This is a genomic window from Streptomyces swartbergensis (genome assembly GCF_002148965.1).
GTDB classification, from domain to species: Bacteria; Actinomycetota; Actinomycetes; order Streptomycetales; family Streptomycetaceae; genus Streptomyces; species Streptomyces swartbergensis.
This window is the reverse complement of record NZ_NGFN01000062.1, coordinates 1-21,623: the sequence shown is the minus strand read 5'-3', so window position 1 is coordinate 21,623 and position 21,623 is coordinate 1. Positions and strand designations below refer to the sequence as shown.

Below are 21,623 nucleotides of genomic sequence, written 5' to 3'. Positions count from 1 at the left end.
CGTGATGGGTGTTTCTGTTGGGACCGTGTGCAACTGACGGTGACGAAGCAACTGCTGAGCAGGCACACCCTAGGACTCGAACACAACCGAAGCAATGACCCCGTCGGACTTTGTGCGGTCCTGATGGTTCTCTCGTGTCAGGCGCCTTCAGGCCCCGAGGAAGGTGAGCACCTCGCTCGTCAGCCGGGCGGGTGCGTCCAGCGGGACGAGGTGGCCGGACTCCGGGACGGGCACCAGCCGCGCGCCCGGGATCAGGGCGGCCAGTTCCTGCCCCTTGGCGAAGGGGACCCAGGTGTCCTCGGTGCCCCAGCAGACCGTCACGGGCAGGTCGAGAGTGGGATACAACGGCTGGATGTCGTCGGTGTAGCGCTGGTCGGCCTGCGCGATCTGCCGGTAGAAGGCGGCCTGGCCCCGCTCCCCCGTCCAGGGCCGCACGAGCGCGTCCAGCGCGGCGGGCCGCAGGCCGGTGTGGCTCGCGGACGTGACGTACTCGCGCACCAGGGCCTGGTGCAGCGCCGCCGGGAGCTGCTCGAAGACGTGGCTGTGCTCGCCGACCAGACGGAAGAAGGGGGAACCCCAGGGTTCCAGGGCCACCGGGTCGACCAGCGCGAGCCGCCGGTAGCGGGCCCCGTGCAGCAGATGGGCGCGCAGGGCCACGCACCCGCCGAAGTCGTGCGCGACGACGGACGGCTCCTCCAGGCCCCAGTGCGCCAGCAGCTCGGTGAAGATCCGGCCCTGGGCCCCCAGTGAGACGTCCTGGTCCGGGTGCATGTCGGAGGTGCCGTAGCCCGCCATGTCCCACACGTGCACGTGATGCCCGGCGGCGGCGAGCGCGGGAGCGGTCTCGTGCCACACGTACGAGGAGAAGGGCGTCCCGTGCAGCAGCACGACCGGCTCGCCGCCGGGATCCCCGAGCCGGTCCCAGCGCACGATCCCCGACGTGGTGGCCAGGCTCTCCTTCAACGTCCAGTCAGCCAAGATTCCCGCTCCCTCGCTCCGTGCACCGACCCGCGATTATTTGTCATTTCGGCGCGACAGTGTCGCTCCTCCGACCGTAATGTGACCTCATCGGACAGCCTGCGCAACGGATCTTGGCCGGACCTTTTGCCGCGCCGGAAGGAGCGGCTCGCATGAACGGGTATGCGACCTCGGATCGCGACGCCGTCACGGCCGCGCCCGGCGGGCTGCTGGACCTGCTGAAGGTCGCGGCCGTCGTCCTGGACGGCGGCGGGCACATCGCCCTGTGGAGCCCCGAGATCGAGCAGCTGCTCGGCTACACCGCCGAGGAGGCCCTGCGGCAGCGCGCCGACACACTCCTGGTCGCGCCCGAGAACCGCACCCGGGGCAGGGAGCTCTTCGCCCAGGTCAGAGCTGGGGACCGCTGGGCCGGTGTCTTCCCGCTGCGGCACCGCGACGGCACGGAACGCGCCGTGGAGTTCCGCACGATGCGGCTCCTCGACAGCCAGGGGCAACCCCACCTGCTGGGGCTCGCCACGGACGCGACGACCGTACGGAAGGTGGAGCGGGACCTCGCCCTCTCCCACAGCCTCGTCAACCAGACCCCGCTCGGCATCGCCGTCTTCGACAACGACCTGCGCTGGGTCGGCGTCAACCCCGCGCTGGAGCGGATCAACGGGGTGCCCGAGGAGGCCTTGCTGGGCCGCCGGCTCGGCGAGGTGCTGCCCGGCCTGGACGTCGAGGCCATCGAGGCCCGGATGCGGCACGTCCTCAAGACCGGCAGACCCCTGCTCGACCAGCAGACCATCGGCCGCACGGCGGCGGACGACCACGACCGCGCCTACTCGGAGTCGTACCACCGCATCGAGGACACCGACGGCCGGGTGCTCGGGCTCGCGATGGCCGTGCTGGACGTCACCGAGCGCCAGCAGGCCGCGGCGGAGGTCGCGCAGGCACGCCAGCACCTGTCGGTGATCGCCGACGCCGGGGTGCGGATCGGCACCACGCTGGACCTTCAGCAGACGGCCCGGGAGCTGGCCGACGTGGTCGTGTCGCACCTCGCGGACCTGGCCGCCGTGGACGTCCTGGAGTCGGTCGTGGCCCACGGCACGATCGTGCCGGTGTCGGGCGGCGCGCCCGCCGAGTTCCGGGCGCTGGCCGTCGCGGCGGGCTACCCGACCGACGCCATCCACGCCGCGGACCCGGTCGGCGAGCTGGCCACCTATGCCTCGTCGCGGATCATCACGCAGTGCGTCCGCAGGGCCCGCCCCGTCCTCGTCGAGCGCGTGGACCCGAAGATGATGCGGCGCATCGCCCGGGACGCGCGGGCCGCCCAGACCCTGCAGGAGGCCGGCGCGCACTCCTACATGGCGGTGCCGCTGGTGGCCCGGGGCAAGGTGCTCGGCACCCTCACGCTGTACCGCACGGTCGACGAACGCCCCTTCGACGACCGGGACCAGGCGCTCGCCTCGGAGCTCGCCGCGCGGGCCGCGATCTGCATCGACAACGCCCGCCTCTACGGCCGGGAACGCGGCACCGCCCTGACGCTCCAGCGCAGCCTGCTCCCGACCACGCCCGCCGAGCGGGAGGGGCTCGACATCGCCGCCCGCTACCGCCCGGCGCTCAGCGAGGTCGGCGGCGACTGGTACGACGTGCTGCCGCTGGGCCCGGGTCGCACCGGGCTCGTGGTGGGCGATGTCATGGGCAAGGGCGTCCAGGCCGCGGCGATCATGGGGCAGCTGAGCACGGCGACGCGAGCGCTGGCCCGGCTGGACCTGCCGCCCGCCGAGTTGCTGCGGCACCTGGACGACATCGCCGGTTCGCTCGGCGACGCGATCGCCACGTGCGTGTACGCGGTGTGCGACCTGCGGGCCGGCATCTGCTCGCTGTCCAGCGCCGGTCATCTGCCGCCCGTGCTCGCCGGGGCGAACGGCGGCGCGACACTCGTCGAGGTGCCCGGCGGCGTGCCGCTGGGGGTGGGCGGAGTGGAGTTCGGCACCGTGGAACTGAAGCTCGCGCCCGGTTCCCTGCTCGCCCTGTACACCGACGGTCTGGTCGAGAAACGCGGGGAGCCGATCGACACCGGCCTCACCACGCTGACCCGCCTTCTGGGGAACGCGGGGCCCAGCCTGCAACGGACCAGTGACAGCCTCCTGAGCGCGCTGAGCCCGGAGCCCGACGACGACGTCGCGCTGCTGCTGGTCCGCACCCGCGCCTGAGCGGGACGCCAACTGTTAGCGTTTTCGTGTGAGTTACGTTCTCTACCCGAAGCGCTGCACAGCACGGACGCGGCCGTCGTCGTGGCGACCCACGACCGCCAGATGCGACGCGACATCAGCGGCTGGCCGCACCTGGCGCCGGCGGTGCGAGCACGGCCGGACCTGTCCTGCCGGGACCTGAGCGGGTACCTCACGGGTTGACCGCGGGCTGCTGGCGTCAGCGCAGTTGTCGGGCGAACGCCTCGTACGCCTGCTCGTCGAAGAGGACGAACCTGACCTCCTCGACGTCGGTCTTCGTCGCGCGCACCGTGTCCACCGCGATGCGCGCGGCGTCCTCCATCGGATAGCGGTAGACGCCGGTGGAGATGGCCGGGAAGGCGACGGTCCGGGCGCCGAGTTCGTCAGCGACGCGGAGGGACTCGCGGTAGCAGGAGGCGAGGAGGGCGGAGCGGTCCTCGGTCGCGCTGAAGACGGGGCCGACCGTGTGGATGACCCAGCGGGCGTCCAGATTGCCCGCGGTCGTGGCGACGGCCTGACCGGTGGGCAGGCCCTTGCCGATGGGGGTCCCCCCTGCTCGAACGGAGTTGAGAGCTTGGGGGAGGGAGGCGCGCAGCCTACGGCACTCCTCCAGGATGGCGGGGCCGCCGCGCCGGTGGATCGCTCCGTCGACCCCTCCCCCGCCCAGCAGCGAGGAGTTGGCCGCGTTGACGATGGCGTCCACGCTCTCGCGTGTGATGTCGCCCTGGACCAGTTCGATGGTGGTCATGTCTGCCTCAGTCGCTTCCAGACGGCCTTCGCCGCGTTGTGCCCCGACATGCCGTGCACGCCGGGGCCCGGCGGGGTCGCCGACGAGCAGATGAAGACGGCCGGGTGGGGGGTGTGGTACGGGAACAGGGTCATTTTGGGGCGCAGCAGGATCTGGAGGCCGGAGACCGCGCCGGAGGCGATGTCGCCCCCGACGTAGTTGGCGTTGCGGGCGGCGAGTTGGGGCGGGCCCGCGGTGGCGCGGGCCAGGACGCGGTCGCGGAACCCCGGGGCGAAACGCTCCAGTTGGCGCTCGACGGCGTCGGTGAGGTCGCCGGTCCAGCCGTGCGGGACGTGGCCGTAGGCCCAGAAGACGTGCTTGCCCGCCGGGGCCCGGGTGGGGTCGACGACGCTCGGCTGGACCGTGATCAGGAACGGTTTGTCGGGGGCCCGGCCCTCCCGGGACGCCGCGCGCAGGGCCGTCCCGATCTCCGCGTGGCTGGCGCCGATCTGCACCGTGCCGGCGACGCGGGCCTCCTTCGCGGTCCACGGCACGGGGCCGTCCAGCGCGTAGTCGATCTTGAAGGCGCCCGGTCCGTAGCGGTAGTCCGCGTAGTGGCTGCCGAAGCCGGCGATGCGGGACAGGGCGGTGGGTGAGGTGTCGAAGACGTACGCGCGGGCCGGCGGCAGGTCGTCGAGGCGCTTGACCTCGTAGTCGGTGTGGACACTGCCGCCGAGGTCGCGCAGGTAGGCGGCGAGGGCGTCGGAGATGGCCTGGGAGCCGCCGCGGGCGACGGGCCAGCCGCGGGCGTGTGCCGCGAGGGCGAAGACCAGGCCGATGGCACTGGTGGCGAAGCCGCCGAGCGGTGCCATGACATGCGCGACGAGCCCGGCGAACAGCGTCCTGGCCGGTTCGTCGCGGAAACGGCGCACCAGCAGGGTAGACGGAGGCAGGCCGACCAGTCCGAAGCGGGCGAGGGTGACCGGGTCGCGGGGCAGCGCGGTGAGCGGCAGGGACATGAAGTCGCGGACCAGCGCGTCCCACCTGGGCAGGAAGGGCTCGACGAGCCTGCGGTACGTCCCGGCGTCACGCGGCCCGAAGGAGGCGGCCGTCTCCCCCACCGACCGGGCCAGTACGGCGGCCGAGCCGTCCGGGAAGGGGTGCGCCATGGGGAGCCCGGCGTGCAGCCATTCCAGGCCGTAGCGCTCCAGCGGCAGGGCGCGGAACGCGGGTGAGTTGATGGCGAGCGGGTGCGCCGCGGAGCACGGGTCGTGCCGGAAGCCCGGCAGGGTGAGCTCCTCGGTGCGGGCGCCGCCGCCCACCGTGCCCTGGGCCTCGAAGACGGCGACGGAGAAGCCGCGGCGGGCCAGCTCCACGGCCGCGGTCAGTCCGTTCGGCCCCGCACCCACTACGACGGCATCGAGCATCGACGGCACCTTCGGACCCCTTCGTCAACCGACGGCCACTGAGGATCAGGATAGGCCCGGGGACTGACAGTCACCGGCCGCGGGTGGATTCCTGCGGGCAGGACGACCGGAGTGCCACCTGGGCGACAGGACGTGCACGGTCCGTGACGGTCAGGCTCCGCCCGCCAGCAGTGCCACCACCCGGCGGGCCGTGGCCGCGTCGCGGGCCGCGGTGAAGGGCAGGGCGTTGCCGCCCGTGATGCGGAAGGGCTCGCCCGCGAGGGTCAGGTGGGCGCCGCCCGCCTCCTCGACCAGGAGCAGACCGGCCGCGTGATCCCATGCGGCTTCCCACGAGAAGGCAGTGGCGTCGGACTCGCCCTGGGCGATGGCGAGATACTCCAGCCCGGCCGAGCCGCACGAGCGCGGTGCCACACCGTCGGTGCGCAGGCCGAGCAGGGCGTGCTTCTGCTCGTCCGTCGTGTAGTCCGGGTGGGAGGTGGCCACGCGGAGGTCCCGGCCGGGCTCGGGCACACCGGCGAACAGCCGCTCCCCGTCGAGGTAGGCGCCCTTGCCCCGCTGGGCGGTGGCGAGCCGGTCACTGGCGGCGGCGTAGGTCCAGGACGCGAGCAGGGTGCCGCCGTGGGCCAGCGCGACCAGGGTGCAGAAACCCGGCTCGCCGTGCACGAACTGCCGTGTCCCGTCGACCGGGTCGACGATCCAGACCGGGGCGTCGCCGCGCAGCGCCTCGTAGGACACCGGGTTCGCGTGGACCGCCTCCTCCCCGACCACGACCGAGCCGGGCAGCAGGGCGACCAGCGCCTCGGTCAGGTACAGCTCGGCCTTGCGGTCGGCGTCCGTCACCAGGTCGTGCGGGCCGGCCTTCTGGTCCACCTCGTGTGCGGCGAGCCGGCGCCAGCGCGGCATGATCTCGGCGGCGGCCGCCCTGCGGATCTCCTCCTCGACGTCGGAGGCGTGCTGTGCGAGAAACTCTTCGATGGTTTCGGTGCTGTCGATCACCCCTCCATCACAACACGCCGCACTGACAATCCCCACCCGCCCGGTGCACTCCGGGTGGCATCACGATGAACAGCGACGGGTCCGTGGGGCTCCACACCCAAGCGACGGGTCCGTGGGGCTCCACACCCAGGGGCCTCGGCGATCACCGCCCCACCGCGTAGCCCTGCATGCCGCGCGGGTTCGCCGCCGCCGACAGGACGCCCGTCTCCGGGTCCCGCGCGACCGCGCACAGCCGGCCCTCCGACCAGGGGCCGCCGACGGTCACCTCGTGGCCGCGCCGCCGCAGCTCCTCGACGACGGCCGGGTCCGTGCGCGACTCCACTGTGACGCTCCCCGGGCGCATGCCGCGCGGGTAGAAGGAGCCGGGGAAGCTGTCGTTGTGCCAGTTCGGGGCGTCGATCGCGCCCTGGAGGTCCAGACCGCCGCGCACCCGCGCGCGCAGTGCGACCGCCAGGAGGAAGTGCAGCTGCCACTGGTCCTGCTGGTCGCCGCCCGGTGTGCCGAACGCCATGACGGGCACGCCCTCGCACAGGGCGATCGAGGGTGTCAGCGTGGTGCGGGGGCGGCGGCCGGGGGTGAGGGAGTTCGGCAGGCCCTCCTCCAGCCAGGCCATCTGGAGCCGGGTGCCGAGCGGGAAGCCGAGTTCGGGCACGACGGGGTTGGACTGGAGCCAGCCGCCGCTGGGCGTGGCCGAGACCATGTTGCCCCAGCGGTCGACGACGTCGAGGTGGCAGGTGTCGCCGCGGGTGGCCCCGTCGGCGGTGACCTCCGGTTCGCCCGGCACGGGGGACGTGGGGCTCTTGGCGACCGTCGGCTCACCGACACCCAAGGCATCGAAGCCCTCCTGGGCGGCGGCCGCCACGCGCGCGTGGGCGCACAGTCGCGGGGTGCGTCCGCCGGGGCTGCCGGGCCGCAGGTCGTGGCTCGCCTTCTCACCGACGAGGGCGCGGCGGGCCGTGTTGTACCCGTCGGACAGCAGGTCGTCGAGCGGCACGTCGGCGGCGTCCCCGTACCAGGCCTCCCGGTCGGCCATGGCGAGTTTGCAGCCCTCGACCAGCAGGTGGACGTAGTCGGCCGAGCCGTACCGGGGCAGCTCGGGCGGGAGGAGGGCGAGCTGCTGGAGGAGGACCGGGCCCTGGCTCCAGGGGCCCGGCTTGCACACGGTCCAGCCGTTCCAGTCGTACGACACCGGTGTCTCGTAGGTCGCGGACCACGCGGTGAGGTCGGCGGCCGTGAGGGTGCCGGTGTGGTGTTCGCCGCTGGTGTCCAGGGTGGGCTGCCGGGCCTGCCGTACCAGGGCCTCGGCTATGAAGCCGGAGCGCCACACCTCCCGCGCGGCCTCGATCCGCGCCTCCCGGTCCCCGGCCCCGGCGGTCTCGGCGAGCAGGCGCTTCCAGGTGGCGGCGAGGGCCGGGTTGCGCAGCAGCTCGCCGGGGCGCGGGGCCTTTCCGCCGGGCAGGTAGACCTCCGCCGACGAGGTCCACTCCGTCTCGAACAGCTCGCGCACGGTCTCGACGGTCTCGCCGACACGCTCCACGGGCGCGTGCCCGTGCTCGGCGTATCCGATGGCGTACTTCAGGACGTCGGCGAGGGACTTGGTGCCGTGGTCGCGCAGCAGCACCATCCAGGCGTCGAAGGCACCCGGCACGGCGGCGGCGAGCGGCCCGGTGCCGGGGACGAGGTTCAGGCCGAGGCCCCGGTAGTGGGCGACCGTCGCCCCGGCCGGTGCGACGCCCTGCCCGCACAGCACCCGTACCTCGCCGCCGGCCGGGGCGAGCAGGATCGGCACCTCGCCGGCCGGGCCGTTGAGGTGCGGCTCGACGACATGCAGCACGAACGCGCCCGCCACGGCCGCGTCACAGGCGTTGCCGCCGTCCTCCAGGACGGCCATCGCCGACTGCGAGGCGAGCCAGTGGGTGGAGGACACCATGCCGAAGGTGCCACTCAGGGTGGGTCGAGTCGTGAACTGCATACCTGACCTCGGTGTTCGTGTACGTCGACGGTCCTCTGCGAGGCAGACCGACGCTGCCCCCTCTGACCAGGCACAATGGGCTCCCAGGCAGGCGACGGACCCTCCTGATCACGGACCCCCTCCGCGGAACCGACGCGGCGCTCATCGCCTCCTCGCGATATTCCACCCACACGGAACCCAAAACTCTGGTGGAGGTCAGGAGTACGAAGATTCGGATGTCCTCGGTGTCGTAGCTCAGCAGCGCGCTGTCACCGTTGCGCAGCAGTGCCCGTGCGTCGTCCATCAGGTCCGGTGGGGTGTGCGGCGGGCGCAGGCTGCCGTAGTGGTCGTCGGCGCGCAGGGCCACATGTGTACCGACGGCCTCCGGACGCGGATGGCTGAGCACGGTGGCGACGGCTACGGGGGTGCCGGCCCGCACGGATTCCATCTGACCCTGCCGGGCACGGAGCGGAGCCGAAGGTGCGTACCACAGTCGCCAGACCGGATCTCTCGCCGGACGACCAGGCCTCGTACAGTGCGTCCCAGACGCCGTCGTGGCCGTCACAGCAGCTCGTCGTGGGTGAGAGGCAGGTCGCGCACGCGCTTGCCGGTGGCGTGGAAGACGGCGTTGGTGATGGCGGCGGTGACCCCGGTCATGGGGGTCTCGCCGAAGCCGCGGGCGCCCAGAGCGTCGCTGGCCGGGTCGGGCTCGTCGATGAACTGCACCTGGATGTCGGGGACGTCGGCGTCGACCGGCATCAGGTAGCCGGAGAGGTTCGGGTTGACGATCCTCGCCGTCGCGGGGTCGACGAGGGTGTGCTCGAAGAGCGTGAAACCGCGCGCTGCACCAGCTCGACCTTGAACTCGTTGTCCTCGCGCGGCTGGGCGTCCCGGACCAGAACGCGTCCGGCCGCCGCGATGCGCCGCCGGGTCAGCGCCTGACCCCGCAGGGCGGCTTCAGCCTCGGAGGAGCGCCAGGGGCGGGTGGCCACACCCCCGAAGGCGAGGCGGGCCTCGTCGACGGCTCGGCCGTTCATCCGCAGCACGGCGGCGACGGACACGACCGCGAACTCGAAGCCGGCGCGGTCGCGCACCTTCAGGTAGCGCTGGCGGGTTCCCGGGGCCGGCAACGGCACCTCGACCGCGGTGACCAGCTCACCGTGTCGCAGGGGGTTCTCGATGTGCGGAGTGTCCTCGGGCGCCCGGTGGAAGTCGGCCATGGCGATGGTCCGCGCGCCGCCCGGGCCGAGCGTGTGAATCCTGACGTCCAGGACACGCAGGGCGACCGCGAGATCGGAAGGGTGAACGGAAGCGGGATGCTGAAGACACCATGCGGATGTTCTGTGTCCTCGCCGTCCTGGTGGCCGCGAACCTGCTCAACAATTGGCTCGCGCCCGGCGCCTACGTACCCACGTGCGTCGCCGCGGCTGCCGCACTGCTGCTGATCGCCCGGTGGGACGGTCTCACCCGCGCCGATCTCGGGCTCGACACGGCTGCCCTGTACCGGGGGCTGCGGTGGTCATCGGTGCTGGTGGGCGCGGTTCTCGCCGTTTTTCTGGTCGGGCTCGCTCTGCCGGCCACCAGGGAGGCCTTCGAGGACGAACGCGCCGCCGGCCTGACCGTGGGGGAGCTGTTGTGGCGGGTGCTGGTCCGGGTGCCGGTCGGCACCGTGCTGCTGGAGGAGATCGCCTTCCGCGGCGTCCTGTGGGCCATGGTGCGGCGTCGGCGCGGTACTGCCTGGGCCACCGCGGTGTCGTCAGTGCTGTTCGGGCTCTGGCATGTGCTTCCCTCGCGCGGGCTGAGCCGGGCCAACGCGGCCGTAGCGGTCCTCGGCACCGGACCGACGGGCACCGTGCTGTCGGTCGCGGCCGCCGTGGTCGCCACGACCGCGGCCGGGGTCGTCCTGTGCGAGCTGCGGCGCCGGTCCGGAAGTCTGCTGGCGCCCGCGGCGCTGCACTGGGCCCTCAACGGCTTCGGCTATGCGCTGGCCTGGGCAGTACTTCGTTGGAGGGGCGAGGGGGACGTGCTGTGAACGCCGGACGGTCCCCGCTTCAGCCTTGGGGTGTCGTGTCGCCGAGGACTTGCTCGCGGAGGATGTCGGCGTGGCCGCAGTGCTGGGCCAGTTCGCGCAGTGTGTGGAGGTAGACCCAGCGCAGCGGCAGCGGGCCCCGGCGGTTGCCCAGTATGAGGTCGTCCAGCGTCAGCTCTGCCGTGGCGCGACGGGATGCCGCGCATGCCTGCTGGTAGGCGTGCTGGACCGAGGTGATCGTGTCGTCGTCGTGGAGGTCGAACGACTCGTCGGGCGTGTCGGGAATGCCGATCTCGGCACGGGATCGGCAGGTTGTCCCCTCGTCGAACCAGACCTTCTCGACGAACGTGGCGTGCTTGACCAGGCCGAGCAGCGTGGTCTTGGACGTGACCAGTGACCGGCGTGCCTGCTCTTCGGTCAGCCCGTTCAGACTGTCGTGCAGCGCGGAGCGATGTTCATCGAGGAACGTCTCGAACTGGTCGCGGAGCGTGGCGTGGAAGACGGCGGGGTCCGTCGTCGGCTGGAAGATCATGTCCGCAACGATAGGCTGCTCGGCCTCCTGCGCGACCCGTGCGATGACAAACCACCCAGTGACCGCCGAACCGACCGAAACCACGACCGTCGACAGTGAGTCACCGTCACCACGCAGCCACGGAGCGAGTTCGCACTTTCGCACCACAGAGAGTCATGTGAAACTGTCGTCCCGTCCGCCGTGCGGACCTGATCCGCACCGTCCGTCCCCCACGAGAAGGGCGCCGTGCGTTCCCTACCTCTGCCCCTGGCCCTGACCGCACGCCTGTCCCCGGTGGCCGTGCTCGCCGCGGCGGGCTGGGCCCTGTCGTCCGGTCCGCTCGCCGCGCCGCAGGCCGCCGAGCACAAGCCGGCCGACGAGAAGACCGGGACCCAGTCCGCGTCCGCCCCGTCGACGTCGACGGTGTCGAAGACCTACTCGGCCGCGCCGGCGCCGTGCGACAGCGTCGCCAGGAAGACGGTCGAGTCGCTGGTGCCGGGTGCCAAGACGGCCGGGAAGGAGATCCCGTCCACGGACACGCAGTTGCGCCGCACCTGCTCCTGGAACGCGCTCAAGGGGTACAACTACCGCTGGCTCGACGTGTCCTTCGAGGTGATGGAGTCGGACGAGGCGGCGGAGAAGGCCTACAAGGGGCGCACCGAGGAGAAGAGCGGCGGAGGCGCGGTCCCCGGTCTGGGTGACACCGCGTACTCCATCGTCAACCTCACCACCGAGGACAAGCAGGAGACCCGCGAGGGCCAGGTGTTCGTCCGCGCGTCCAACGCGCTGGTGATCATCACGTACAACGGCAGTGACTTCGAGTCGAAGAAGGCACCGAGCACGGACACGATCAACAAGGGCGCCATCAAGGCCGCGAAGGAAGCGGTGGCCGCGCTGGAGAACGGCAAGGGCTGACCGTCCTCCAGCGTCCGTGTCCGCGGTCAGACGAGGGTCCGGGCCCGGCCCCGTGCCGCCATCAGCACCAGGTACAGCACCATCGACGTGCCCAGGCCCACCGCCCAGCCGTAGTCGGCCAGGCCGGCCAGTGCCGGGATGGGGCGGCCGTCGATCAGCGGTTTGAAGCTGGCGCCGCCGACGGCGAGGACGCCTCCGACCGCGAAGGCGACGACGGCCCGCCAGTTCCAGCCGCCCTCGTACCAGTAGCGCCCGCCCGTGCGGTACAGGTCGGTCAGGTCGAGCTTGGCGCGGCGCAGGATCCAGTAGTCGGCGATGAGGATGCCCGCGACGGTGCCGAGCAGGCCGCCGACCAAGCCGAGCCAGGTGAAGATGTAGCCCTGCGGGTCGGAGTACAGCTTCCACGGGAAGATCAGCACGCCAAGGACGCAGGTGGCGAGCGCGCCCGCCCGGAAACTGATCTTCCGGGGCGCGATGTTGGAGAAGTCGAACGCGGGCGAGACCAGGTTGGCCGCGACGTTGACGGACAGCGTCGCCACCAGGACGGTGACGAGGGCGAACAGCAGGCCCACCGTATTGTCGGTCTTGGCCGCGAGCTGTACCGGGTCCCAGATCGCCTCGCCGTAGACCGCCTGTGAGCCGGAGGTGACCATCACGGACAGGAACGCGAACAGCGTCATCGTCGTCGGCAGACCGAGGGCCTGACCCCACGTCTGCGCCTTCTGACTCTTGCCGTAGCGGGTGAAGTCGGGGATGTTCAGCGACAGCGTGGACCAGAAACCGATCATGCCCATGAGGGCGGGAGCGAACAGCTTCCAGAAGTCCGGGCCCCAGCCGAGCTTCGACGGCTGGTCGAACAACGGACCGAAGCCGCCCGCCTTGTCGCTCATCCACCACAGCATCACGAACGCGCCGACGAGCACGAAGGGCGCCGCCCAGTTCTCGAAGCGGCGGATGGTCTCCATTCCCCGGTAGATGATGACCACCTGGAGCGCCCAGAAGATCGCGAACGACAGCCACATGGTCCAGGCGTAGCCGCCGACCTTCGCCGCGTCGGTCCAGCCGCTGCCGACGAGCTTGCCGGCCAGGAAGTAGATGGCCTCGCCGCCGATCCAGGTCTGGATCCCGAACCAGCCGCACGCCACCAGCGCCCGTACGACGGCGGGCAGGTTGGCCCCGCGGATGCCGAAGGAGGCACGGGCGAAGACCGGGAAGGGTATGCCGTACTTGGGTCCGGCGTGCCCGGTGAGCAGCATCGGTATCAGCACGATCACATTGGCCAGGGCGATGGTGAGCACCGCCTGCTTCCAGTCCATGCCGACGGCTATGAGTCCGGAGGCCAGGGTCCAGGAGGCCGTGTTGTGGGCCATGCCGACCCACAGCGCGGAGAAGTTGTACGTCGTCCAGGTGCGCTTCTCGACGGGAACCGGCAGCAGGTCCTCGTTGGCGTAGGGACCGGTCGGTGCCGGGGCGCCCGGGGCGATCTCCACCCGGCCGTCGGCGAGGGTGACTTGGGTGGGCGGCGGTGGGGCCGTGGGAGCGGTATCGGTCATGGGCCAGGCCAATCAGGGGAGGCGGGACGGGAAAGGCCATGCGGGTGATGCCGATGGGGGGTGCGCTCGGGAGCGTCCCGGCCCCCTTCCCGGGCCGCGGGAAGGGGGAGATCAAAGGGTGTGCCGCGAAGGGGGTCAGCCGTTGACGGCCGGGATCACCCGTGATCCGTACGCGTCGATCACGGCTTCCTGCGCGTCGTGCATGTCGTAGACGGCGAACTGGTCCACGCCGAGCGCGCGCAGCGCGTTCAGCTTCTCGACGTGCTTCTCGGCCGGGCCGATCAGGCAGAATCGGTCGACGATCTCGTCGGGCACGAACTGGGTGTCGGGGTTGCCGGCGCGGCCGTGGTGGGAGTAGTCGTAGCCCTCGCGTGCCTTGATGTAGTCGGTGAGTTCGTCGGGGACGGCTGCGGAGTGCTCGCCGTACTTGGACACCAGGTCGGCCACGTGGTTGCCGACCATCCCGCCGAACCACCGGCACTGGTCGCGCGCGTGGGCGAGCGCCTCGGGCGAGTCGTCCTCGGTTACGTAGGCGGGGGCGGCCACGCAGACGGTCACCTCGGACGGGTCCCGGCCGGCGGCGACGGCAGCGTCCTTCACGGCCTTGACCATGTACTCGGTCAGATACAGGTCGGCCAGCTGGAGGATGAACCCGTCGGCCTCCTCGCCGGTCATCTTCAGGGCCTTGGGGCCGTACGCGGCCATCCACACGGGGAGTTCGGCGCCCGGCCTGATCCACGGGAACCGGACGACCGTGCCGCCGCCGAGGTCGGCCTCCTGGCCGCTGCCGAGGGCCCGGATGACCTTCATGGCCTCGCTGATCCGGGCCAGCGTGTTGGGCTTGCGGCCGGCCACGCGCATCGCCGAGTCGCCGCGGCCGATGCCGCAGACCGTGCGGTTGCCGTACATGTCGTTGAGGGTGGCGAAGGTGGAGGCGGTGACCTCCCAGGTGCGGGTGCCCGGGTTGGTCACCATCGGCCCGACCTTCAGTTTCGTGGTGTTGGCCAGGATCTGGCTGTAGATCACGAACGGCTCCTGCCACAGCACGGCGGAGTCGAAGGTCCAGCCGTAGGAGAATCCGTTCCGTTCCGCGCGTTTCATCAGGCTGATGACCCGCGAGGCCGGCGGGTCGGTCTGCAGGACGAGTCCGAAGTCCATCCGCACCACTCCTAGTTGAGGTACTGACAGGTGGAACGCGGGGTGTAGACGCCGTGCCCGGTGTGCCCGGTGTACTCCCGCTCGGTGATGACGGGTTCGCCGCGCGAGAGGACCGTCTCGACCCGGCCGGTGACGCGCTTGCCCTCGTAGGCCGAGTAGTCGACGTTCATGTGGTGCGTCTCGGCCGACATGACCTGCTCGGCATGCGGGTCGTAGATGACGACGTCGGCGTCGGCACCCGGCGCGATGGTGCCCTTCTTCGGGTACAGGCCGAACATCCGGGCCGGGGTGGCGCAGGCGATCTCGATCCAGCGGCGGCGCGAGATGTGCCCGTCGAGGACCGCCTGGTGGAGCAGGTCCATACGGTTCTCGACGCCCGGGAGGCCGTTGGGGATCTTGGAGAAGTCGCCCCGGCCGAGTTCCTTCTGTCCGGTGAAGCAGAAGGGGCAGTGGTCGGTGGAGACGACCTGGAGGTCGTTCGTGCGCAGGCCCTGCCACAGCTTGGCCTGGTGCTCGCGAGGCCTGAGCGGGGTGCTGCACACGTACTTCGCGCCCTCGAAGTCCGGCTCGGCGAGGTTGTCGGTGGACAGGAAGAGGTACTGCGGGCAGGTCTCGCCGAAGACGGGCAGTCCCTCGTCGCGGGCCCGGGCCAGCTCGGCGACCGCTTCCATCGCCGAGACGTGGACGACGTACAGGGGCGCGCCCGCGACCTGCGCGAGCTTGATGGCACGGTGGGTGGCCTCGGCCTCCAGCAGTGCCTTGCGGACCTCGCCGTGGTAGCGCGGGTCGGTCTCGCCCCGGGCCAGCGCCTGCTCGACCAGGACGTCGATCGCGATGCCGTTCTCGGCGTGCATCATGATCAGGCCGCCGTTCTCGGCGGAGCGCTGCATGGCGCGCAGGATCTGGCCGTCGTCGCTGTAGAAGACGCCCGGGTAGGCCATGAACTGCTTGAAGGACGTCACGCCCTCCTCGATCAGCAGGTCCATCTCCTTGAGCGTCTCCTGGTTCACGTCGGAGACGATCATGTGGAAGCCGTAGTCGATGGCGCAGTTGCCCTCGGCCTTGGCGTGCCAGGCGTCGAGGCCCTCGCGCAGGCTGTGCCCGACGCTCTGCACGGCGAAGTCGATGATCGTGGTCGTGCCGCCCCAGGCGGCGGCGCGGGTGCCGGTCTCGAAGGTGTCGGAGGCGAAGGTGCCGCCGAAGGGCAGCTCCATGTGGGTGTGGGCGTCCACGCCGCCGGGGATGACGTACTTTCCTGTGGCGTCGATGACTCGGTCGGCGGTGAAGGACTCTGCGGTGGGGGTGTGGGAGGTCGCGAGGGCGGCGATGCGGCCGTCCTCGATCAGGACGTCGGCGTGGATCTCGTCGGATGCGGTGATGACGAGGCCGCCGCGGATGACTGTACGGGTCATTGGTCGCTCCTCGCGGTGTGCACGTGGCGGTTGTTCGTGGCTGGTCGCGCCCACGCGGCGGTAGCCGCATGTCGAATGCAGCCCCGCGCCCCTAAGGGGCCGTCAGCGGACCGTACGTTCCAGGTGCGCGGTCCCTGTAGAACTGCCAGCGGTCGCGGACCTCGCGGAGTTTGGCCATGTCCAGGTCCCGCACGACCAGTTCGGGCTCCTTGTCGCTGGCCACCTCGCCGACGAACTGGGCCTCCGGGTCGACGAAGTACGACGTCCCGTAGAAGTCGTTGTCGCCGTACTCCTCCACCCCCACCCGGTTGATCGCGCCCACGAAGTACTCGTTGGCGACGGCCGCCGCCGGCTGTTCCAGCTGCCAGAGGTAGCCGGACAGGCCTCGGGACGTGGCCGAGGGGTTGAAGACGATCTCGGCGCCCGCGAGGCCGAGCGCCCGCCAGCCCTCGGGGAAGTGGCGGTCGTAGCAGATGTAGACGCCGATCCTGCCGACGGCGGTGTCGAAGATCGGCCAGCCGCTGTTGCCCGGGCGGAAGTAGAACTTCTCCCAGAAGCCCCTGACCTGCGGGATGTGCGTCTTGCGGTACTTGCCGAGGTAGGAGCCGTCCGCGTCGATCACGGCGGCGGTGTTGTAGAGGACGCCGGGCTGTTCCTCTTCGTACATCGGCAGGACCAGGACGATGCCCAGTTCCTCGGCGAGGGCCTGGAAGCGGCGGACGATCGGGCCCTCGGGGATCTGCTCGGCGTACTCGTAGAAGGCCGGGTCCTGGACCTGGCAGAAGTACGGTCCGTAGAACAGCTCCTGGAAGCACAGGACTTGAGCACCCTGCGCGGCGGCGTCGCGGACCGCCTGCTCGTGGACCTGGATCATCGACTCCTTGTCGCCCGTCCAGGCGGTCTGGAAGACGGCTGCACGGATCACTCGGCTCATCGGGACCTCCGGTCGCTCGGTGTGCCGTGAGCCTAGGAAGTCGTGAAGATCTGTTTGAGTTGCACCGTGTCACGTCTGGGGGCGTGCGGCGTGTCACCGTGTCACTCTGCCGTGAGCCCATGTTTCACCGCCGTTTTCCCAGGTGGTCGGGTGTTTCACTGCTGTTGCGCGTCGTGCGCGAGGAGTGCGATGTGCACCGAGGCGGCCTGCTCGAAGTCGTCGAGGTCCACTCCGAGGCGGACCTGTATGGCTTCCAGGCGGCGGTAGAGGGCGGGCCGCGAGACGTGGTGGAGCTGGGCGGTCCGGGACTTGTTGCGGCCGGTGGCGAGGTAGGTGCGCAGCACGGACAGCAGGTCCTCCTCGGTCTCGCCCAGCAGCCCGTCCAGCTCCCGCTCGGCGAAGGACTGCACGTGCGGGTCGTCGCGCAGCAGCCGGATCAGGCCGCGCAGATGGACGTCCCGCAGGCGGACGACCGGCGGGAGGTCGAGGGCGGTGGCGGAGCCGGCGACGGCGTCCGCCACGTGCTGGGCCTCGCGCAGTCCGGCGGGGACGTCGTCCCAGACGACCCGGGGGTCGGCCGCGGCGACGACCGTGCGGGCCCGGCCGGACTCGGTGCGCAGCCGGGCCGCGAAGTGCGCGGCGAGTGCGCCCGCGTCCTGGTCGCGGGGGAGGCTGAGCAGCACGGCGGTGGCTCCGTCGGCCAGTTCGGCGACCAGCCCGGGCAGGCCGAGCAGGCGCAGCAGCCGGTCGAGCCGGGGGGTGTCGCCGTCGCGGACGACCAGCGGCACGAACGTCCGCCGGTTGACCGGCAGCCCGGCCGCGCGCGCCCGGGGCAGCAGCTGCCGTGCCGGTACGACGCCGCTGACCAGGTCGGTCAGCAGGCTCTGCGCGGACTGCTCCTCCCAGGAGCACGCGGCGCCGCCGCCGAGCATGCGGTGCAGGACGAGGGACTCGGCGGCGCGGTCGGCCAGCAGCCGTCCGGTGGCGGTGTCCCCGCGGTAGCCGCACAGCACGATCCGGCCCCACCGCTCCCCGCGTCCGCCGAGTTCGGCCCGGATCCAGCCGTCGCCCTCGGTGCCGCCGGCCTGGCGGGCTATGCGCTCCCAGTCGCGCAGCACGTCGTCCACCGCCGGCCGCTCCCCCGCCGTGCCGAGGACGCGGTGGGCGAGGTTGGTGACGACGACCGGGCAGGCGCTGTGCCGGGCGACCTCGTCGAGCAGGCGTTGCAGCGGGGCGCCCGCGGTGATGAGGGCGGTGAGTTCGGTGCGGACGGCCTCGGAGAGGCTGACGGCGGCGAACTTGCGCCGCACGAGCCGTGACTGGACCTCCTCGGTCAGCTCGGCGAAGGGGAAGGGCCGGTGCAGGACGACCATCGGCAGCCCGCACCGCTCGGCCGCCCGGCGCATCACGTCCGGTGCGGTGGGGAAGGCGCGGCCGAGTCCGAGGACGACGGCGGCGGCCTCCGCGCGGTGCAGCGACCGGACGTACTCGGCCTGCTTCTCCTCGTCACCGGCGAGCAGCACGCCGGTGGTGAGGACCATCTCGCCGCCGCTGAGCATCACGCCGACGTCGGCGGCCTCGGCGACGTGCACCCAGCGCACCGGCCGGTCGAGATGGCTCGCGCCGGCCACCACCTCGGGCTCCCCGGCGAGCACCCGCTCGAGGGTGAGGACCTGGCGGACCGACAGGGCCGGTTCCAGGGGCTCCCAGATGTCCGGGGTGGTGGTCATGGCGGACTTCCCTTGCCTCAGTTCACTGCTACTGGATGCTCCTCAGAGCGTTCTCGAGGATCGCGGCGCCCTCCTCGGCCTCCGCGACGTTGAGGGACAGCGGCGGGGCGACCCGCAGCGAGGTGGTGTTGTGGCCGCCGCCCTTGCCGATCAGCAGGCCGCCCTCGCGGGCCGCCTCCAGGACGGCCGCCGCGGCCTGCGGGTCGGCCTCGTCGGTCCCCGGCTTGGTGATCTCGATGCCGATCATCAGCCCGCGGCCGCGCACCTCCCGTACGGCCGGCACCTGCGCGGCGGCGGCCCGGACCCGCTCGATGAGCAGGCCGCCGACGCGCCGGGAGTTGCCCTGGAGGTCGTGTTCCAGCAGGTAGGTGAGGTTGGCCAGGCCCGCCGCCATGGTGATCTGGGTGCCGCCGAACGTGGAGATGCTGTTGGAGTCCAGGCAGTTCATGATCTCGGAGCGGGCGACGACACCGCCGATGGACATGCCGTTGCCGATGCCCTTGGCGAAGGTCATGATGTCCGGCGGCCCGTTCTGCCCGTGGGCCTGCCAGCCCCAGAAGTGCTCGCCGGTGCGGCCCCAGCCGGTCTGCACCTCATCGGCGATCCACAGGATGCCGCGCTCGTGCAGCACCTCGCGGAAGGCGGCGTACAGCCCGTCCGGCGGTGACGTGAAGCCGCCGACGCCCTGGATGGGTTCGGCGATCAGTGCGGCCGGCGCGCGGGTGTGCCCGAGCAGGTCCACCAGGTCGTCGACGCAGGCCGCGATGAAGTCGTCGTCGCTGAGGGAGGCGTACGGGCCGCGGGTGCGCACCCCGCCGTGGACGTACAGGGTCTGGAGCGGGGACAGCGAGGTCGGGGACCAGCCGCGGTTGCCGGTGATGCCGACCGAGCTGAAGGAGCGGCCGTGGTAGCTGTTGCGCATGGCCAGGACCGTGTTGCTGCGCCGGTAGGCCGTGGCGAGCAGCAGTGCGGTGTCGTTGGCCTCGGTCCCGGAGGTGGTGAAGAAGACACGGGCATCCGGGATGCCGCTCAACTGGGCCACCCGCTCGGCGAGTTCCACCATCGGCCGGTTGAGGTAGAGGGTCGAGGAGTGGATGATCCGCCCGGCCTGCTCGCTCACCGCCTTGGTCACCTCGGGCAGGGCGTGCGCGGTCATCGTGGTGAGGATGCCGCCGAAGAAGTCGAGGTACCGGTTGCCGTGGGCGTCCCAGACGTGGCGGCCCTCGCCGTGGGTGATCTCGATCGGGTCCTCGTAGTAGAGGGCGAGCCAGTCGGGGAGCACGGCCCGGTGGCGGCCCAGCAGGTCGTCGGTCACGGCTGCACCAGTCCTTCGTAGGCGTCGGGGCGGCGGTCGCGGTAGAAGGCCCACGTCTGCCGCACTTCTTCGATGAGGTCGAGGTCCAGGTCCCGGATCAGGAGCTCCTCCTGGCTGTCGCCGGCGAGGTCCCCCACGAACTGCCCGCGGGGGTCGACGAAGTAGCTCGTCCCGTAGAAGTCGTTGTCGCCGTACTCCTCCTGCCCGACCCGGTTGATCGCCGCGATGTAGTACGCGTTGGCGACGGCCGCCGCCGGCTGCTCCAGCCGCCACAGGTGGGACGACAGGCTCCGGTGCGTGGCGGAGGGGTTGTAGACCAGCTGGGCGCCGGCCAGGCCGAGCTCCCGCCAGCCCTCCGGGAAGTGGCGGTCGTAGCAGATGTAGACGCCGACCTTGCCGGCCGCCGTGTCGAAGACGGGCCAGCCCAGGTTGCCGGGCTTGAAGTAGAACTTCTCGCGGAAGCCCTTGAGCTGCGGGATGTGGTGCTTGCGGTACTTGCCGAGGTAGGTGCCGTCGGCGTCGATCACGGCCGCGGTGTTGTAGTAGAAACCGGGCTGCTCCGCCTCGAACACCGGCGCGACGATCACCATGCCGGTCTCGCGCGCGAGTGCCCGCATGCGCCGCACGGTCGGCCCGTCGGGCACCGGCTCGGCCCAGCGGTAGTGTTCCGGCTCCTCGACCTGACAGAAGTAGGGGCTGTTGAAGACTTCCTGGAAGCCAATGATCTTCGCGCCCCGGCGGGCCGCCTCGCGGGCGTGCTCCTCGTGTTTCGCCACCATGGACTCGGTGTCGCCGGTCCAGGTGGCCTGGACCAGGGCGGCACGTACGACGTTGGCCATGAGCTGCTCCTTCGACGCGACGTCAGCGCCTCTACGCCCGTAGAAGCGGGCCGTAGAGCCACGAACGTAAGCCTCCGGCCCGGGCTTGCCAAGACCATCGTCGCCAACCCGCTGGGCCGGGCGCCATTCGCACTCCTGTGGGTGAGTCGCCGGGGGCACGACATGCCCGGTCAGGCAGGGAATCCGGCGACCCGGAGAGCGTGGAGGAGGTCCCAGCGGCGCTCGTCCGACACGCCCTGCGCGGCCTCCAGCAGGAGCGGTACGAGGGTCTGCGGGCCGGGCTCGGCGCTGCGGGCCGCCTCCTCGGGGGTGCGGGCCCTGACGTACGCGTCGAGCAGCGCGCGCACCTCGCGGTGACGCCCCTCGGCGACGAGTCCGAGGACGGCCTGTCCGATCTCGCCGGGGGGCCGGGCGACGCCCTGCCGCAGCATCTGCTGTCCGTCTCCCACCCGCCCGGCCGCGCCCAGCGCGTCCGCCGCGGCGACCAGCCGCCCGGCGGGCAGCGAGGCGGCCTCCCAGAGCAGGGTCTGCCAGTCCGCGCCCAGCCCGGCCCGCTCCAGCTCGTCCGCGAGCAGCGGAAACCGGGCCGGGGCCCAGGTCGCGGCCTCGACCAGCAGGGCATGCGCCTCGCCGCTTCGCCCTTCCTTCCGCAGCCGCGCGAGCGCCTCGACGGCTTGCACGACGTCCCTCCGCTCCGCCCCACCGACGGCCACGACCTGCGGCTCCTCCCGCGCCTCCCCCACCTCGTCGGCGGCCCCGGCGAACCGCGCACCACGCGGCTTACGGCGGCCGGTCACGGGGGCGGGTTCAGGGAGCAGCGGCACGGCAGCGGGCGGCACGGCGACGGGTGCGGCGTCCTCCTCGACCATCCCGGCGAAACGGGCACTGCCGCGGCGACGCTTGCGTTGCTTGGGGGTGACGGGCTGGGGGGC

At 71.6% G+C, this 21,623-nt stretch carries 18 protein-coding genes and 2 pseudogenes; 3 read left to right on the top strand and 17 right to left on the bottom strand.

The features are described 5' to 3' along the window. Positions 1-147: 147 nt before the first annotated feature. Positions 148-978, bottom strand: coding sequence for an alpha/beta fold hydrolase (locus CA983_RS13025; RefSeq protein WP_086601046.1), 831 nt, complete (start codon positions 976-978; stop codon positions 148-150). Positions 979-1,130: 152 nt separating this feature from the next. Between CA983_RS13025 and CA983_RS13020 the strand changes: the two genes are divergently transcribed. Beyond that, positions 1,131-3,176: a SpoIIE family protein phosphatase gene (locus CA983_RS13020; RefSeq protein ID WP_086601045.1), complete on the top strand. Its 2,046-nt coding sequence runs from the start codon at positions 1,131-1,133 to the stop codon at positions 3,174-3,176. Positions 3,177-3,393: 217 nt separating this feature from the next. Here CA983_RS13020 and CA983_RS13015 read toward each other — a convergent pair whose 3' ends face one another. The 7 genes and pseudogenes from CA983_RS13015 to CA983_RS49180 form a co-directional block, all read right to left on the bottom strand. After that, on the bottom strand, positions 3,394-3,942 hold the full coding sequence (locus CA983_RS13015; RefSeq protein WP_086601044.1) for an O-acetyl-ADP-ribose deacetylase: 549 nt from the start codon (positions 3,940-3,942) through the stop codon (positions 3,394-3,396). Then, positions 3,939-5,348, bottom strand: a complete 1,410-nt coding sequence (locus CA983_RS13010) for a phytoene desaturase family protein (protein WP_086601043.1) — start codon at positions 5,346-5,348, stop codon at positions 3,939-3,941. Before CA983_RS13010 ends, CA983_RS13015 begins: the two co-directional genes overlap by 4 nt. 150 nt (positions 5,349-5,498) lie before the next feature. Further along, complete coding sequence (locus CA983_RS13005; RefSeq protein ID WP_086601042.1) at positions 5,499-6,344, bottom strand: inositol monophosphatase family protein; 846 nt, start codon at positions 6,342-6,344, stop codon at positions 5,499-5,501. A gap of 142 nt (positions 6,345-6,486) precedes the next feature. Beyond that, positions 6,487-8,316 carry a gamma-glutamyltransferase family protein gene (locus tag CA983_RS13000; RefSeq protein ID WP_167407365.1) on the bottom strand — a complete coding sequence of 610 codons (1,830 nt, stop codon included), beginning with the start codon at positions 8,314-8,316 and terminating at the stop codon, positions 6,487-6,489. After that, positions 8,201-8,743, bottom strand: a complete 543-nt coding sequence (locus tag CA983_RS49495; RefSeq protein ID WP_143645488.1) for an XdhC family protein — start codon at positions 8,741-8,743, stop codon at positions 8,201-8,203. The genes CA983_RS13000 and CA983_RS49495 overlap by 116 nt, the downstream gene beginning before the upstream one ends. 113 nt (positions 8,744-8,856) lie before the next feature. Next, positions 8,857-9,054: a xanthine dehydrogenase family protein molybdopterin-binding subunit gene (locus CA983_RS12990; protein WP_208636948.1), complete on the bottom strand. Its 198-nt coding sequence runs from the start codon at positions 9,052-9,054 to the stop codon at positions 8,857-8,859. Further along, positions 9,054-9,587: pseudogene (locus CA983_RS49180) on the bottom strand (FAD binding domain-containing protein); the annotation flags it as partial. The pseudogene CA983_RS49180 and the gene CA983_RS12990, both read right to left, overlap by 1 nt. 38 nt (positions 9,588-9,625) lie before the next feature. Here CA983_RS49180 and CA983_RS12980 point away from each other — a divergent pair. Then, positions 9,626-10,327, top strand: a complete 702-nt coding sequence (locus CA983_RS12980; RefSeq protein ID WP_086601040.1) for a CPBP family intramembrane glutamic endopeptidase — start codon at positions 9,626-9,628, stop codon at positions 10,325-10,327. Between the two features lie 19 nt (positions 10,328-10,346). On the opposite strand, the gene CA983_RS12975 is transcribed toward CA983_RS12980, so the two are convergent. Further along, positions 10,347-10,856, bottom strand: coding sequence for a DinB family protein (locus CA983_RS12975; RefSeq protein WP_086601039.1), 510 nt, complete (start codon positions 10,854-10,856; stop codon positions 10,347-10,349). A 225-nt stretch (positions 10,857-11,081) separates the two neighbouring features. Here CA983_RS12975 and CA983_RS12970 point away from each other — a divergent pair, with 225 nt between their 5' ends. Beyond that, entirely contained in the window at positions 11,082-11,750 is a 669-nt protein-coding gene (locus CA983_RS12970; RefSeq protein WP_086601038.1) for a hypothetical protein, read from the top strand. Between the two features lie 26 nt (positions 11,751-11,776). Here CA983_RS12970 and CA983_RS12965 read toward each other — a convergent pair whose 3' ends face one another. The 8 genes and pseudogenes from CA983_RS12965 to CA983_RS12930 form a co-directional block, all read right to left on the bottom strand. Next, positions 11,777-13,303, bottom strand: a complete 1,527-nt coding sequence (locus CA983_RS12965; protein ID WP_086601037.1) for an NCS1 family nucleobase:cation symporter-1 — start codon at positions 13,301-13,303, stop codon at positions 11,777-11,779. Between the two features lie 135 nt (positions 13,304-13,438). After that, positions 13,439-14,461 (bottom strand): TIGR03842 family LLM class F420-dependent oxidoreductase, encoded by a 1,023-nt coding sequence (locus CA983_RS12960; protein ID WP_086601036.1) that lies wholly within the window; start codon positions 14,459-14,461, stop codon positions 13,439-13,441. Between the two features lie 11 nt (positions 14,462-14,472). Further along, entirely contained in the window at positions 14,473-15,873 is a 1,401-nt protein-coding gene (gene hydA, locus CA983_RS12955; protein ID WP_086601035.1) for a dihydropyrimidinase, read from the bottom strand. 91 nt (positions 15,874-15,964) lie between these two features. After that, on the bottom strand, positions 15,965-16,807 hold the full coding sequence (locus tag CA983_RS12950; protein ID WP_086601034.1) for a nitrilase-related carbon-nitrogen hydrolase: 843 nt from the start codon (positions 16,805-16,807) through the stop codon (positions 15,965-15,967). A gap of 155 nt (positions 16,808-16,962) precedes the next feature. Beyond that, positions 16,963-18,537 carry a PucR family transcriptional regulator gene (locus tag CA983_RS12945; RefSeq protein WP_086601033.1) on the bottom strand — a complete coding sequence of 525 codons (1,575 nt, stop codon included), beginning with the start codon at positions 18,535-18,537 and terminating at the stop codon, positions 16,963-16,965. 28 nt (positions 18,538-18,565) lie between these two features. After that, positions 18,566-19,852 (bottom strand): aspartate aminotransferase family protein, encoded by a 1,287-nt coding sequence (locus CA983_RS12940; RefSeq protein ID WP_086601032.1) that lies wholly within the window; start codon positions 19,850-19,852, stop codon positions 18,566-18,568. Beyond that, positions 19,849-20,691, bottom strand: a complete 843-nt coding sequence (locus CA983_RS12935; RefSeq protein WP_086601031.1) for a nitrilase-related carbon-nitrogen hydrolase — start codon at positions 20,689-20,691, stop codon at positions 19,849-19,851. Before CA983_RS12935 ends, CA983_RS12940 begins: the two co-directional genes overlap by 4 nt. A 170-nt stretch (positions 20,692-20,861) precedes the next feature. Then, positions 20,862-21,623: pseudogene (locus tag CA983_RS12930) on the bottom strand (hypothetical protein); the annotation flags it as partial.